Below are 14992 nucleotides of genomic sequence, written 5' to 3'. Positions count from 1 at the left end.
CATGGAGCCATAGATATTGTACTTTTACTTGCTATAATATTTTTGATTCTTTCTTTGATTGTAATATACAATAACGAAGAAATCAATCTTTGATTGTTATAAAAATGTGTATATTCTTTTAATTTTTCTCTTAATAATTCTACAGTTATATTTTTATTTAATCGTGAATAAAATTCTCTTTAGTCTATGCCGTGTACTCTTTCTACTACACCATTGTATCTTGGTGTTGCTATAGGAATATATCTCCTCTCTAATTTATTTTTCAAGCAGTATTCATCAAAAATATTTATTTTAGGAGTATTAATACAGCGATAAGTATATTCTCTACCATTGTCCGTTTGTATAGCCTGTATCTTAAAAGGTGAAGTTTTTAAGACATATTTTAAGAAAGATAAAGCACTATAAGGTGTTTTATCTTCATAGATTTCTCTCCAACTATAACGAGTAGCTAAATCTACAGCAGTGAATTGATAATAACGTATTTCACCAAAAAAAGCATATTTGACGTCTATTTGTACCTTTTCTCCTGCCTCCTTGATATAAATCGCATGTTTTCCTTTATGCTTTCTCTTAATTTTTTTCTTTTTGCTCCTATACAAATTATTTTCTTTTAGAACAGTTTCTATAGCTGTTGTTCCTACTTTAATGTCTTCTAACTCTAATTGTTTTTTTATTTTTAATTTACCATAACCGTATAATTTTCTTATCTCAATTATTCTTTTAATAATCTTTTTATTTTTCAATTTATTTTTATTAGTTTTAGGTGTAGTAGATTTAGGTTTTATAATAGAATAAGTTTCTAATTGGCTTTTCCAATAATAATATGTTCTAATACTAATCTTATATTTTAAAGCTAATACTTCTTTATTCTTAACTTTATTGATTTTTAGAACTATCTTTTTTCTTTGATTTGAAGTATATTCTTTCATAGGTATTCCTTTTGTTTTATTTTAGTTAATTAAATTATAAGGAATACCTGCTTTTTTTAAACTAAAAAACGTGCAATATGTATGGCTCCTAAACATTTCCAAATTGCTTATACGCTTGATTTTTATTATTTATTATTTTAAAATTATCCGGATATCCCATAATTCTTGCACATTCTCTTGGCACAAGTTTTCTACATTTACCATCTATTAAATATCCGCCTGTTTTAGAAAATACTCCTCCTCCATAAGCAGATAATGTTATAGCAACTCCTTTTGTACTATATATTCTTTCACCTTGACCACCCTTGTTTACTATACCCAATTTTATAGATTTGTTACTATATTGATTATCTTCAATATTTTTTATTATAATATCATCTCTATTAACATAAAAATTATTAGGTATTTGATTATCATCCAATAATAGATCTTCTAAATGCTTTATCAATTTTATAGGTTCTGGAAATTTAAAATTTTTTATATTTAAATCTTTTCTGAAACAAACTATATAAATTCTTTCTCTTTTTTGCGGTATACCATAATCAGTTGCATTTAAAACTTTATAATAAAAATTATATCCTAATTTTTGTATTTCATTTCTAATAGTTAGTAATGTTTTTCCATTATTATGACTAACTAAATTTTTGACATTTTCCATAAATATAATTTTTGATTTTTTATATTTTATTATTCTTATTATATCAAAAAATAGATTTCCCCTATCATCATCAAACCCCTTTTGTTTACCGCTTATTGAAAATGATTGACAAGGGAAACCAGCACATAATATATCATGATCTGGTATCAATCGCTCATCAACCTTTGTTATATCATCATCTGGAATATCGCCAAAATTATTATAATATACTTCTTTTGCAAATTTATCCCATTCATTTGAATATACACATTTAGCACCAAGTGATTCTAATGCTATTCTAAATCCACCCAATCCAGCAAATAAATCTATAAATGTTTTATTTTTTAATAACTCTTCTTTTATTTCTATCATAATTTAGTAAATAATTTATATTAATTTTTTAGATAGTTTAATATATTTATATTAAAAATCAATATATTTAATTTCTATGCAAAATAAAAATTATTTTTGCTTGCAGAAGTTATAAACTTTGATATACTATAAACTTCATTTTGTAAATATTTTTGTGGAGAAGATATGCTTAAAAAAATAGTATCAGATATAATAAAAGAAGCTTTAGATAATTATTTAAAAGACACAGACATAGAAAATAAAGATTCTTATATAGATATAGGATATACTGTAGATGAGAAATTTGGAGATTATGCTTCGCCTGTAGCTATGAGGCTTGCAAAACTTCTTAAGAAAAATCCTTTCGATATAGCTAATGATATTGTAAAACTAATAGATAAAAAATATTTTGACAATGTTGAAGTTGCAAGACCTGGATTTATAAATTTAACATTATCAAAAGATTATATAAATGAATGTGTAAACAAATTATTAGAAGATGATGATTATGGCAAGAACTCTGCAGAAGATAAGAAAAAAATATTAATTGAATACGTAAGTGCTAATCCTACAGGCCCGCTTCATATTGGTCATGGAAGATGGGCTGCTATTGGAAGTGCTTTATCTAATATACTTAAATATGTTGGTCATGATGTGTATCAGGAGTTTTATGTTAATGATGCGGGAGAGCAGATAACAAAACTTAATGAGAGTGTGAATGCTGTAAAAGAAGGAAGAGAGATTCCTGAAGATGGGTATCATGGAGCTTATATTAAAGATATTGCCAAAATGGACGGAGTGCCAAAGGATATAATATTAGAACAGCAGAGAAAGTTATTAGAGAGATTTCGTACATATATGGACAATTATGCTTCTGAACTCAAGATAAGAGAAGGCGGCGAATTAGAAAAGACTATGGATTATTTAAATGAAAAGGGGCTTTTATTTGAAGAGGATAATGCTGTTTGGTTTAGAAGCACTAAATATGGAGATGATAAAGACAGAGTAGTTAAAAAAAGTAATGGTTCATATACTTATTTTGCACCAGACATTACATATCACAAAAACAAAATAGACAGAGGATATAAATATTTAATAGATATATTGGGTGCCGACCATCATGGTTATGTTCCTAGAATTACTGCTGCTGTGAGGGCTGTGAGCGATGATACTGCTGATTTAAAAGTGATACTTGGACAGTTGGTTCGCTTATACAGAGGAAATGAGCTTGTGAGAATGAGCAAGAGAACTGGGGACATGATTAGTCTTGAAGAGGTTATTGATGAGATTGGTGTTGACCCTACAAGATATTTTCTTCTTATGCGTTCATATTCTAGTTCATTAGATTTTGATTTGGAGCTTGCAAAAAAGAAAGATAATGATAACCCTGTTTATTATGTTCAATATGCTTATGCGAGAGTTTGCAATATTTTCTTCAAACTAGAAGAGAAAAATATGAAGTATGATTATAATAAAAAATTTGATATTAATAAAATATCTAATGAAAGCACTTTAAAACTTGCTAAGATGATATTAAGATTCCCTGATGAGATTTATGAGTCTGCTAAGTCTTTAGAGGTTTATACTTTATTAAATTATACTTATGATGTTGCTTCTGCTTTACACAAATTCTATTATGACAATATTGTATTAGAAGAAAATGATGATATAAGACAGGAAAGACTTACTTTAATAAGAGCTGTTAAAAAGATTCTTGGCATATGTTTTGATATTATAGGCATCACAAAAATAGAAAGAATGTATGACAACAATTAAAAGCAGTATAAAAATATGTTAAAAGAAGTAGAGCAATTTTTATTAGAAACTATAAAAGAAAATGAAGAAAATAATAAAAAAAATATTTCTTATAATAAAGAAGAAAAAAAATTAACTTTTGCTGTAGCATATTCCGGCGGTATTGATTCTAATGTTCTTTTAAATATAGCATACAAACTTAAAGATAAACTAAATTATAATCTCATAGCAATTCATGTTAATTATAATTTAAGGGGCGAAGAGTCCATTGGCGATGAAATGTTTGCAAGGGATACTGCCAAAAATTATAATATAGATATTTATGTGAAACAAATAGAGAAAGGAAGCTACAATAATAAAAACACTCAATTAGAGGCAAGAAAAGACAGATATTTATTTTTCAAAGAGCTTTATAATAAAAAAATATATGACTATTTGCTTATAGCACACAATAAAGATGATTTAACAGAAACTATAATTTATAGAATGATTAAGGGAAGCGGCACAAACATTTATAAAGCCCTAAGCAAAAAAAGAAAATATGTATTAAGACCAATATTAAACTTCTACAGAAAAGATATTGAAAATTACGCCAAAGAAAATAATCTCTCTCACAGAGAAGATTCATCAAACAAAACAAATAAATATTCAAGAAACAAATTAAGAAATGTTATTATACCAATGCTTGAAGAGATAAACTTACAAGCAAAAAATAATATAATAAAGTTTGCTTATAGAGTTTATGAAGAGTCAAATATATTAAGAAAAAAAGTTAATAAAACATATAAAAAAATAGAAATCAGCAGAAATAAAATAAATATAAAAAATATAAAAAACAAACTTGTATTAAAAAAAATAATTATAAAGTTTCTTTTTAAAAATAATATTGAGATAACAGAAAAAAGATTATTAGAGATATTAAAAATAATTTATTCAAAAAAACCCAATATAGCATTAAGGCTTGATGATTATAATTTTGTAAAAAGTTATGACATGTTAGAAATTGTAAAAACTAACAATATAAATACAGATTCAATCACAGTTTATAATGACGGAGTTTACAATTTTGCGGGTAAAACCATAAATATAAAAACTGTTTTAAACAAAGATATTGATTATAAAAAGAATATATACATAAAAAAAACTTTCCCTATTGTTATACGAAAAAGAAAGGAAGGGGATTTTTTGTATAGCTATCCGAATGGGGATAAAAAATATTTGAGAAAGATTTTAATAGATTTAAAAATTCCTTTTAAAGAGAGAGATTTAATTCCTATAATAGAATCAGAAAATGAAATAGCAGCAATATATTTAGAGCCTTATGGAATTAATAGAGTATCAAAAAATTATGCACTAAATAACAGCGATGAGTATGCAATAGAAATAGAAATATTTTAGTATTTTCTAAAATTAATATAAAAAAATGCTTGACAAAACATAAAAATATGTTAGACTTGAAACATTATGAATATTATGTTTAGTTTAGAAAATATAAATCGCATCGCATCGCATCGCATCGCATCGCATCGCATCGCATCGCATCGCATCGCATCGCATCGCATCGCATCGCATCGCATCGCATAACTATTGCATAATAAAAAATAATCATTATAAAAATTATATATCTCTAAAAACAGTTATATATTCTAATGCCTTATCTTTGGGCATTGCAGTAATAAATTTCTTTGAAATATTAAGCTATCATATTAGCTTTTTATTTTATAAATTTTATTTTTAAAACAAGGAGAAAAAAATGAAAAAACTTTTAAAAGCAGCTTTAGTTTTAATGGCTTTAGCTTTAATGTCAGTTGCTTGTACAAAAGCAAAAACAATGGGTATAGTAGGTACTTACTATGGCGGCAGCTTAAAAATGACAGTTTCATCAGCAGGAACTGCTTCTTTTGAGTTTAAAGATCCTATTATTACTCAAGAAAATCTTACTTCTGAAGAATATGCAATGTCTTATTCTAGACAGTATAATTTAATGCCTTGGGATTTAACTGCTGAAAAAACTACTTTAAGCTATACTGTAAAACAACAAATAAATGTTAATCAAGGTTCAAGTTCAGCAACACCTACAGAACCAAAATATGTTGATGCTGAATTTAAATTTGATTTTACTAAAGAGAAAGAAAATTATAAATGTGTAGTAAGCACTTCATTGCCTGAAGGAGTAAAAACATATGTAAATACACAATTAAAAGCTCTTAAAAAAGCTGAAGTAGGTAATGATATAAAAATAGAATTAACAAAACCTATATCTAAATAATCATAAACAAAGGAGAAAATAGAAATGAAAAAAATATTAAAATTAACTTTAGTATTAAGTATTTTTGCTGTATTAACTATATCTTGTTCAAAAATAAAAACTTACGGCTTGGTAGGTACTTATAAAAGTGATGACGGCAAATTTATAATGACAGTTAGTCAAGACGGAAACGCTTCTATAGAATTAGCAAATAGTAGTGAAGATGTAACAAAATTAACAGCTACTCAAAGAGCTTTTATTAAATCTTTAACTACTCATAATTATGATTATTCAGATAGTTTAAATGGTTACTCATCAGGCGGTAATAGTTTTACTTTAGAGCCTTGGGATTTAACAGAAGAAAAAGCAGCTCAAACTTTTGAAGTAAAAGTAAAAAAAGCAAGTGGTATTAATTTTGATTCTGCTAATCCATATAATTCAACTGCAAATGCTTATGAAGATGTTACTTATAAAGCTGAGTTTACTAAAGACAAAGAAACATATACTTGTAAACTTACTATTAGCATACCTGAAAATGTAAAAAATATAAACAATAAATATAAACATACTGATTACTCAACATCAGGAGGAGCACAAACTACAACTATTAAAGATAAATCTGCTGGACACCAAATAGATAATGGCGGAGAGATGACTTTCAAAAAATAATTTTTCTCTTAAATAAAGCACATTTCAAAAAACGGCTTCATATTAGTTGGGGCCGTTTTTTTATTGTTTTACTTTTATTTATTTTATTGTTATAATTAATAAAAATTAAAAAATATAATTTTACAAAAATAGTTATCTTATGCTTTTTTATATAATTGACGAATATGTATTAATTAATAAAAAAATAATAAACCTACGCGGAGTAAATATGTATAAATATATATTGCTGATACTTATAATTGGGCTGAATCTGCTTAATGCACAAACTTCTTTAAGCAATGATTATTCTTCTGCAAATAGCTATAGTGAAAACGGATATATTAGAAATGAAGAAGAGGCAAGGGCGGCATATAGTTTTGCTTTATACTATAAAGAAAAAGCATTAGCAAGCGGTGTGCTTAACAGAGAGAGTATTAATAATTTAGAAAATGCAAAAGTGATATTAAAAGAGGTTTTAAAATATATACAAGATGATGATATATATATTTCTCTTGCTGAAACTCATGAGGCTTTAGGAGAAATAGGAGAGAGCATAAAGATATATGATTCTCTTGTATTAAACGATTCTCAAAATATAGATATATTAATTAAAGCTGCTGAGAGAAACATATTTTTTGTAGGGAATTTAAAAAAGGCAAAGTATTATCTTGAAAATGCATATGAAATAGACCAAAATTACAATGACACTTTAATATTATTAGGGTTTATTAATTTTAATGAGAGAGAGTTTCAAAATGCTATTTATTATTTTGATAAAGTAAATACAAATAAGCCAGCGAGTAAAAATTATTTGCAGTATTATAATTTTTATTATGGAATGTGCAATTTTTATTTAAGCAGATTTCAAAATGCAATAGACAGACTAAATAAACTTAATTATAATTCTTTATCAGATAGAGATAGACAAGAGGCTGAATTTGCTGTAATAAAAAGTTATCAGGCCTTAGAAAACTATGATGAGGCATATAATAAAAGTTTAGAAAACCCTAATGCTTCTGTTTTAAGTGCTTATTTAAGTTTTATGGCAGATAAATATAATGAAGAATTATTTTCTCAAATCAACAATAATAATATACCTCAAGTGTTGTCTGTTATTATAGAGGCTAAAAATAATGGCTGCAGCAATGCTTTAAATATTATAGAAACAGATATAGACAGGGCGAAAATAGATTTAGATATAATTCAAACATACTATAAACTTGTAAATGAAGTAGAAAACAAGGACGAAAAAATAAAAGCAGAATTGGATATTATTAGTTTTTATTTAATGCTTGGCAATATAGATGCTTTGCCTAAACATATAGAAAACATTATTAATTATGACAGTAAAAATGAAAAACTCTATACATTATATTTACAAGCTGCTTTGAAGTTTGAAGAGCAAAATAATAAAGAAGCTGCAAAAGAAATGCTTTATAAATATGCTTCATTAAAGAAAGGTGATATAGCAGAAAATGAATTGGTATCTTTGGTTATGACTTCTACAGATATAGGAGAATATGATTTTGCTATAAAAAATATTGAAAAGTTTGAAAGACAAAAAGATTATTATAGTTATTTGAAGTCTTATGTATATTATCTAAATAAAGATTTTGATAATGCTAATAATTTTTTAAACAAAGATTTAGAGTTTTTCAAGAGAAATAAAAATCTTAACACAAATGATTATAGATTAAATATACCTTATGTTACAGCTATTTCTGTTTCTAATACTAACTCTATTATGGAATATGCTAATTTTAAATATTCTATTAATAAAGATTCTGCTGAGGCCTTAAATAGTTTAGCTTGGGCTTTGATATATTTAAATATTGATGTAGACAGAGGAATATCGCTTGCTAAAGATGCTGTAAAAATAGAGCCTAAATCTCCTCATTATATAGATACTTTAGGTTTTGGATATTATTTAAAAGGCAATTATGATGAGTCTTTAAAATTGTTATTAAAAGCAGCATTTTATGCAGATGAAACATCTAAGGCGGAAATCTATTCACATTTGGCAGATGTTTATTATGCTAAAAAAGATTTTAACAATGCATTAAAATATTATAGAAAATCAATTTCTTCTATTTATAAGGATAATAGTTTTGATTCTAAGAGAATAGAAGAGAGAATATCATCAATAGAAAATAATACAAAATAAGAGAGGTTAGAAATAATGATAAAAAAAAGTATAGTTTATATATTTTTATTTATATTTTTTGTAGAGGCACTATTTGCTCAAAATGAACAGGAAGTGATGAAGGAGGCTTTTGATAAGTTTTCTAAATCTCCATTTACTTCGCTTTATTCATCAGGAGGAGCTTTTTACAGCGGAGATGATTTAGACCAAATGCCTATGATAGTTAATTATTATAAGAATGATAATAATAATAAATATATGACAGCATTAGATGGGCTTTTGGGTGGTGTTATAATGGACGCTAAAGTTATTAACAATGAGCTTACATTATATACTCAAGATTCTCAGGAAACCATTAAAAGAAACTTTAATACATTTGCATTAGAAGCTCCTATTATGCGTTTTCCAAAGCTTTATGCAGATATATTGGACTATAAATTTATAGATTTAAATAAAAAAATAATAAGCAGCAATATCACATTAGGCAAAAATTGGCATACTTTAAAAATTGGTTATAATGACAGAGTTGATACTATAGTTTTTTCTGCTTCTACTTTCCGTGTAAGGAGTTTTTCTACTTCATTTATGGATAATGTTGTTAATGTTGAGTTAGGTTCTTACACTACAGTTAATAATATACCATACCCAAAAGAGTTTATTATGAAGAGTAAAACAGATAAGAGAGAGATTCGCTACAACATCACAAATGTTTCTGCTGGTAATAATGCTAAAAATGCAGCTAAAAAATTAGGCTGGTAATATGATTTATGATGATTTATGTATTGAATTAGATAAATTATCTTTATTTAAAGATGATAATGATGATGTAAAAAAAAGAAAGATAATAGATTATGCATCTTTAGCTATGGATTATAATAAAAATATAAATATAACAGGGGCTAAAGATATTCAAACATTTTTAGATGAGCATATTCTTGATTCACTTTTAGCTTTAGATGTATTTAGAGATTATGATAATATTATAGATGTTGGAAGCGGGGCAGGACTTCCTTCTATTCCGCTTGCTATAATGTATAATGATAAAAAGTTTACATTATGCGAGTCTAAAAATAAAAAGTCTGATTTTCTGATTATAGCGAAAGAAAAATTGCATCTTACTAATATAAATGTTGTATCAAAAAATGTATATGAATTAAAAGATAAATATGACACTATTACATCAAGGGCTTTTTCTGATATAAAAACTCTTATTAGAATATTTAAAAAGATAAAAACTAAAAATGCCTCGTTAATAGCATATAAGGGAAAACTTCAAACAATAGAAGAAGAGCTTAAAGAGATTAACGATATACATAAATATGATGTTAATATAGTGAAGTTAGCTTCGAAGGAAAAAGAAAGACATTTAGTGATAATAAAAGACAAATAGGATTATATCTAAATAAGTATATTTTTAGAGTTTTTTATTTGTGGTGGCTTTGCCCCCACGCCCCCAGTTCTTTTGTTGACACAAAGAACCAAAAAGACTGCATTTTTTAGCTTGAAATATTGGTATTATCTTATCTTATCTTATATTCTTAAGATATTAGCTATAATACTTGCACTTTCATTAAGCGTACCTAAATGACTTAAATAATTTGTACTTTTTGCAACTTTGACGAAGTCCGCACCGCGAGGTACGGGAAAAAGTTGAAGAAAAAACTTATATTATAAAATATAATTATTTTAATAAATATACATTTTATTTATTAGAAAATATATTCTTTATATAATCATATGGAAGTATTGTGTTTTTATCTGTATAATAGAAATGTCCAATTGAAGCGGTGTCTTTTGAATATATTATAATATCATTTGGTATCTTTTTATTTGTGCTTACCATATTTATTTTATATCCGTTTATGTTTTTTTTCATTATTGGTATTATTTTATTTAGAGATATGCTGTTTAAACTTTTTATAATAAACTCTATATCATTTGTGTTTGTGATGTTTAATAATTTATTTTGATATTCTACAGTAATTTTTTTTACGCTTTGAGGGTAGCAATTTATACCGTTGATTGGGGTTTTATACCATAAAAATAGAATGATAATAATAAATAGTGGGATTAGGCTTATAAGTTTTTTTATATTTTCTTTCATAAATTAGAATAAAAAATTAGCTTTGCATATATATTATTAATGCAAAGCTAATATAATATTTATAAATTATTTACCAAAAACAGCTTCATAATCTTTTTTGAATTTTTCTATACCTTGGTCAGTGAGAGGGTGTTTAGTCATTTGCTCAATTACACTATAAGGTACAGTAGCAATATCAGCACCAGCCAAAGCACATTCTGTAACATGTATAGGGTGGCGTACACTTGCAGATATTATTTCTGATTCTATTCCATGAGTAGCAAAAATATCAGATATTGTTCTAATAAGTTCAAGACCATCAGAAGATATATCATCAAGTCTTCCTATAAAAGGAGAAACATAAGTTGCACCTGCTCTTGCAGCTAAAAGTGCCTGATTAGCAGAGAATATCAAAGTAACATTAGTTTTTATTCCTTCTTTAGATAATACTTTTACAGCTTTTAATCCTTCTACAGTCATAGGGATTTTTACTACCATATTTTTATGTATTTTAGCAATCTCTCTTGCCTCAGCTATCATATCTTCTGCCTTTACAGTAGTGGCTTTTACCTCTCCTGAAATAGGACCATCAACTATTGTAGTGATTTCTTCTATTGTTTTTTTAAAATCTCTTCCCTCTTTTGCTATTAATGATGGGTTTGTAGTAACTCCGCATATAACTCCCATATCATTAGCTTTTCTAATTTCATCGACATTTGCTGTATCTATAAAAAATTTCATTATAAAAATCTCCTTAAAATAATTCATTTTTCATATTATTATATATCTTATAATGTATTTTATCAATAAAAAATAAAATCTTAAATGTTTAGGAGTATGAGATATTGGACATTTTTTAGTATAAAAAAAGCAGTATCCTTGTTATAATATTTTGAACATAAAACAAATAAAAAGGATGCTACTATGAAAAAAGATTATAGCACAGAATTTAAATTATTTATAGTGGATGAAGCATTAGAAACTAAAAATATTAAAAGATTTTTAAAGATAGAAGAAATACCCAAATCTACTTTTTATGCTTGGCTTAAAAAATATAAAGACACTGGAACAGTTGCTAATTTTAGCACTAAGCCAAAAACTTCTCCAAATATCTTTAATAATCAAAAAGCTATTAATTTAATTATTAAACTCTATACTAAAGAATATCGAGGTAAGCATTATATTAAAGCATATCTAAATCGTAAAGGCATTAAGATAGGGGTTACAGCTATAGAGAATGTACTAAAAAGAAATAATCTTTGGAGATACAAAATAAAAAAGAAAAAGAAGCGATATGATAAACGAAAATTTGTCTCTAAAATACAAAAAAAAGGCAAAATAGTTCAAATAGACACTAAATATATCAAATTAGGCAGAAAAACAGTTTATCAATTCACTGCTGTAGATTTAGCTGCTCGTTATAGTTGGAGAGAAATCTATGAAGATAAAACACCTTCTATTGCTTTATCTTTCTTAAAATATGTCTTAAAAACTTCACCTTTTAAGATACAGGCTATACAAACAGATAATGGTATGGAATATACTTATCGCTGTATTAATACTCCTAAAATAAATATTTTTGATGAATACTGCTTAAAAAATAAATTAGAGAGAAGATATATTCCTGTAGCAACACCAAGATATAACGGCGTAGTAGAAAGAGTACACGGCATAGACGAAAGAGAATTTTATTCACGATTAAATAAAAATATAACTGTAGAATTATTAAGAGAAAAATTAAAAGAATATACACATTTTTATAACAATCAAAGATTGATTTCTTCGTTATTGTATATTACAATCAAAGAAAGAATCAAAAATATTATAGCAAGTAAAAGTACAATATCTATGGCTCCATGACATTAATTTTCAAATTCACATAATCTACAGATAAATCATTTTCTGTTTTAGTTATCACCAATTTATACCTATCTCCATTATGAGTATAAATTTCAGCTAAACTCTCGCCATTAGAATCCTCTATTCTTTCTGTTTCTAACGCTATGTTGCAGTTGTCTAAATTTTTAAATATACTGCTTAAAGACATATCAATATTATTAGTAATGTTGAGTGTAATCTGCTCTATTTTTTTATCTGAAATAAAAACATTAATTTCTGCATTATGCTCATATATATTTACATCTTTCTTTAAAATATTATTATAAATCATATTTCTATCTATATTAAATAAATTAGATAAATCATCGAATGATGTTGTAAAAGAAAGAGAAGCCAAAGATTTTACATCACCATTTACACAATAAACTATATCATTATAAGAAAAAGGACTAACCATGTTTTTTTTATCATACACAGTTTTATTTTTATGTATGATATTTAATACAATTATACCAAATATTATAAAACATACTAATACTACAAACTTTACGAATCTCATTAATCTACAACAATACTAATTTACAAATATTTTATTAATTAATTTATTTATTTTCTATAAGTGATATATCATTAACTTCTTCAACCGAAAATAACGGCATATCCCCTGCATTATAATATTCAGGCTGCAAAGTAAAAGTTAAAGAACTTCTAAATTTTTGATAATTCTCAGCTTCAACTACTATATCTAAATTAATATCTATCTTTTTATTAGAATCTGTTTTTTGCGGCATAAAACAAAACATATATTTACCAGCCACATTTTTAGCAACTATAGCAGGATTAGGGAAATTAACTCCATATCCCTTTAATAAAGCGTTATTGCTAAACATATAAACCTTAGCACTTTCTATTCTGTCTGTATTATTAGAAGCAAATAAATTACCCATTATACTAGGATAGGTTATATAATAACCGCTCTCTTCTATAACAGGTATAGTATCTGAAGTAGCATTGCTTTTTCTTCTTTTGGTAATAACTTCACAAGCCTGAGATATGATATCTAAAACTTCTTTATTGCTTTCTATAGGGTCTTTATAGCTGTATAATACCCCCCTAGCACTTGTAACATATTCTGGTTTTACTCTATTTAATGTATATGCAATAATATCCATACGCATATTGCTATTAACTGGAATATTTTTTTTCTGTAAATATGCATCTGCTAACTTAGAAACTTTTTGTTCCATTAGGTTTACTAAATACATAACAAACTCCTTAAACTTTATAAGACATTATACAAAATTATATATTATTTGTCAAAGTAAATATAATAAATACATACAAAAATGAAAGGGCTAAACTAACAGTTAAGCCCTTTAAAAAATAACAATATAATTTTATTTACATATTATTAAGTCTGTTCAATACTTCTATATAAGCCTCTTCTATAGAACCTAAATCTCTTCTAAATCTATCTTTATCCAATTTTTTTCCAGTAGCCTTATCCCAGAAGCGGCAAGTATCAGGTGTAATTTCATCTGCTAAAAGTATTTCGCCTTTTGAGTTCTTACCAAATTCCACTTTAAAATCTACCAAAGTAATTCCTATTTTATCTAAAGCCTCTTTTAATAAATTGTTTACTTTAGAAGTTATTTCATATATATGTTTTAATTCATCATAAGTAGCAAGTTTTAGAGCAACTGCATGATGGTCATTAATAAGCGGGTCGCCGTATTCATCATTTTTATAACATATCTCAAAAATAGTGTTAGGAGGAACTGTACCTTCTTCTATGCCAAGTCTTTTAGCCATAGAACCTGCTATTAAATTTCTTACTATCACTTCTAATGGAAATATTTTTACCTTCTGACAAAGCTGCTCTCTGTCAGATAACTTTTCTATAAAATGTGTCTTAACACCATTTTTCTCTAACATTTTAAAAAGCAAAGTAGTTATTTCATTATTCATAACACCTTTATCTTTTATAGAGCCTTTTTTCTCGCCATTAAAAGCTGTAGCATCATCTTTATAATAAACTATTATCTCATCAGCATTATCAGTGGAATAAACCTTTTTTGCTTTACCTTCATAAATCATTTCTTTTTTTTCTTTAGACATATTTGTACTCCCTGTTTTATTAAAAACGATTATTTTTATTATATACCTTTTTTTATTATTTTACTATATATTTTTTAATTATATGTTGTTTAGTTTGCAAAAATAACTTTTAAATGTCATGGAGCCATAGATATTGTACTTTTACTTGCTATAATATTTTTGATTCTTTCTTTGATTGTAATATACAATAACGAAGAAATCAATCTTTGATTGTTATAAAAATGTGTATATTCTTTTAATT

14 protein-coding genes and 1 pseudogene are annotated in these 14992 nt (G+C 26.1%); 8 read left to right on the top strand and 7 right to left on the bottom strand.

What is annotated here, in order from left to right; all coding sequences use genetic code 11:
- A pseudogene (locus EPJ72_RS05945) lies at positions 1–929 on the bottom strand (hypothetical protein); the annotation flags it as partial.
- A gap of 88 nt (positions 930–1017) precedes the next feature.
- The gene (locus EPJ72_RS05940) at positions 1018–1938 is read right to left on the bottom strand and encodes a DNA cytosine methyltransferase (protein ID WP_147731284.1); all 921 of its coding nucleotides are present in this window, start codon (positions 1936–1938) and stop codon (positions 1018–1020) included.
- Between the two features lie 165 nt (positions 1939–2103).
- Between EPJ72_RS05940 and EPJ72_RS05935 the strand changes: the two genes are divergently transcribed.
- From EPJ72_RS05935 to rsmG, 7 genes are all read left to right on the top strand, one after another.
- Positions 2104–3693: an arginine--tRNA ligase gene (locus tag EPJ72_RS05935; RefSeq protein WP_147731283.1), complete on the top strand. Its 1590-nt coding sequence runs from the start codon at positions 2104–2106 to the stop codon at positions 3691–3693.
- A gap of 15 nt (positions 3694–3708) precedes the next feature.
- A complete protein-coding gene (tilS, locus tag EPJ72_RS05930; protein ID WP_147731282.1) occupies positions 3709–5070 on the top strand; it encodes a tRNA lysidine(34) synthetase TilS in 1362 nt (453 codons plus the stop codon).
- Positions 5071–5425: 355 nt separating this feature from the next.
- Positions 5426–5941: a hypothetical protein gene (locus tag EPJ72_RS05920; RefSeq protein ID WP_147731281.1), complete on the top strand. Its 516-nt coding sequence runs from the start codon at positions 5426–5428 to the stop codon at positions 5939–5941.
- A 24-nt stretch (positions 5942–5965) separates the two neighbouring features.
- A complete protein-coding gene (locus tag EPJ72_RS05915) occupies positions 5966–6589 on the top strand; it encodes a hypothetical protein (protein ID WP_147731280.1) in 624 nt (207 codons plus the stop codon).
- A 208-nt stretch (positions 6590–6797) separates the two neighbouring features.
- Positions 6798–8732 (top strand): tetratricopeptide repeat protein, encoded by a 1935-nt coding sequence (locus EPJ72_RS05910; protein ID WP_147731279.1) that lies wholly within the window; start codon positions 6798–6800, stop codon positions 8730–8732.
- A gap of 15 nt (positions 8733–8747) precedes the next feature.
- The gene (locus EPJ72_RS05905) at positions 8748–9470 is read left to right on the top strand and encodes a hypothetical protein (protein ID WP_147731278.1); all 723 of its coding nucleotides are present in this window, start codon (positions 8748–8750) and stop codon (positions 9468–9470) included.
- A gap of 1 nt (position 9471) precedes the next feature.
- Entirely contained in the window at positions 9472–10101 is a 630-nt protein-coding gene (rsmG, locus tag EPJ72_RS05900) for a 16S rRNA (guanine(527)-N(7))-methyltransferase RsmG (RefSeq protein ID WP_147731277.1), read from the top strand.
- Positions 10102–10413: 312 nt separating this feature from the next.
- On the opposite strand, the gene EPJ72_RS05895 is transcribed toward rsmG, so the two are convergent.
- Both EPJ72_RS05895 and fsa read right to left on the bottom strand, forming a co-directional pair.
- A complete protein-coding gene (locus tag EPJ72_RS05895; protein ID WP_147731276.1) occupies positions 10414–10815 on the bottom strand; it encodes a hypothetical protein in 402 nt (133 codons plus the stop codon).
- Positions 10816–10881: 66 nt separating this feature from the next.
- Positions 10882–11535 (bottom strand): fructose-6-phosphate aldolase, encoded by a 654-nt coding sequence (gene fsa, locus EPJ72_RS05890; protein WP_147731275.1) that lies wholly within the window; start codon positions 11533–11535, stop codon positions 10882–10884.
- A gap of 183 nt (positions 11536–11718) precedes the next feature.
- Here fsa and EPJ72_RS05885 point away from each other — a divergent pair, with 183 nt between their 5' ends.
- Positions 11719–12654 (top strand): DDE-type integrase/transposase/recombinase, encoded by a 936-nt coding sequence (locus tag EPJ72_RS05885; protein WP_147731274.1) that lies wholly within the window; start codon positions 11719–11721, stop codon positions 12652–12654.
- On the opposite strand, the gene EPJ72_RS05880 is transcribed toward EPJ72_RS05885, so the two are convergent.
- The 3 genes from EPJ72_RS05880 to purC all read right to left on the bottom strand — a co-directional run bounded on the left by EPJ72_RS05880 (position 12641) and on the right by purC (position 14751).
- A complete protein-coding gene (locus EPJ72_RS05880) occupies positions 12641–13192 on the bottom strand; it encodes a hypothetical protein (protein ID WP_147731273.1) in 552 nt (183 codons plus the stop codon). The genes EPJ72_RS05885 and EPJ72_RS05880 overlap by 14 nt on opposite strands.
- A 43-nt stretch (positions 13193–13235) precedes the next feature.
- The gene (locus EPJ72_RS05875; RefSeq protein WP_147731272.1) at positions 13236–13898 is read right to left on the bottom strand and encodes a late competence development ComFB family protein; all 663 of its coding nucleotides are present in this window, start codon (positions 13896–13898) and stop codon (positions 13236–13238) included.
- A 136-nt stretch (positions 13899–14034) separates the two neighbouring features.
- A complete protein-coding gene (gene purC / locus EPJ72_RS05870; RefSeq protein ID WP_147731271.1) occupies positions 14035–14751 on the bottom strand; it encodes a phosphoribosylaminoimidazolesuccinocarboxamide synthase in 717 nt (238 codons plus the stop codon).
- Positions 14752–14992: the final 241 nt, after the last annotated feature.

This window comes from Brachyspira pilosicoli (assembly GCF_008016535.1).
Lineage (GTDB): Bacteria > Spirochaetota > Brachyspiria > Brachyspirales > Brachyspiraceae > Brachyspira > Brachyspira pilosicoli_A.
The sequence above is the reverse complement of the archived record's forward strand: the minus strand, read 5'-3'. Positions and strand labels throughout refer to the sequence as shown.

Coding starts and splice junctions, on each gene's coding strand:
- EPJ72_RS05895 (WP_147731276.1), bottom strand. CDS start 10,815: ATGAAAGAAAATATAAAAAAACTTATAAGCCTAATCCCACTATTTATT.
- rsmG (WP_147731277.1), top strand. CDS start 9,472: ATGATTTATGATGATTTATGTATTGAATTAGATAAATTATCTTTATTT.
- EPJ72_RS05885 (WP_147731274.1), top strand. CDS start 11,719: ATGAAAAAAGATTATAGCACAGAATTTAAATTATTTATAGTGGATGAA.
- EPJ72_RS05880 (WP_147731273.1), bottom strand. CDS start 13,192: ATGAGATTCGTAAAGTTTGTAGTATTAGTATGTTTTATAATATTTGGT.
- EPJ72_RS05905 (WP_147731278.1), top strand. CDS start 8,748: ATGATAAAAAAAAGTATAGTTTATATATTTTTATTTATATTTTTTGTA.
- EPJ72_RS05915 (WP_147731280.1), top strand. CDS start 5,966: ATGAAAAAAATATTAAAATTAACTTTAGTATTAAGTATTTTTGCTGTA.
- EPJ72_RS05910 (WP_147731279.1), top strand. CDS start 6,798: ATGTATAAATATATATTGCTGATACTTATAATTGGGCTGAATCTGCTT.
- EPJ72_RS05875 (WP_147731272.1), bottom strand. CDS start 13,898: ATGTATTTAGTAAACCTAATGGAACAAAAAGTTTCTAAGTTAGCAGAT.
- tilS (WP_147731282.1), top strand. CDS start 3,709: ATGTTAAAAGAAGTAGAGCAATTTTTATTAGAAACTATAAAAGAAAAT.
- EPJ72_RS05935 (WP_147731283.1), top strand. CDS start 2,104: ATGCTTAAAAAAATAGTATCAGATATAATAAAAGAAGCTTTAGATAAT.
- EPJ72_RS05920 (WP_147731281.1), top strand. CDS start 5,426: ATGAAAAAACTTTTAAAAGCAGCTTTAGTTTTAATGGCTTTAGCTTTA.
- EPJ72_RS05940 (WP_147731284.1), bottom strand. CDS start 1,938: ATGATAGAAATAAAAGAAGAGTTATTAAAAAATAAAACATTTATAGAT.
- purC (WP_147731271.1), bottom strand. CDS start 14,751: ATGTCTAAAGAAAAAAAAGAAATGATTTATGAAGGTAAAGCAAAAAAG.
- fsa (WP_147731275.1), bottom strand. CDS start 11,535: ATGAAATTTTTTATAGATACAGCAAATGTCGATGAAATTAGAAAAGCT.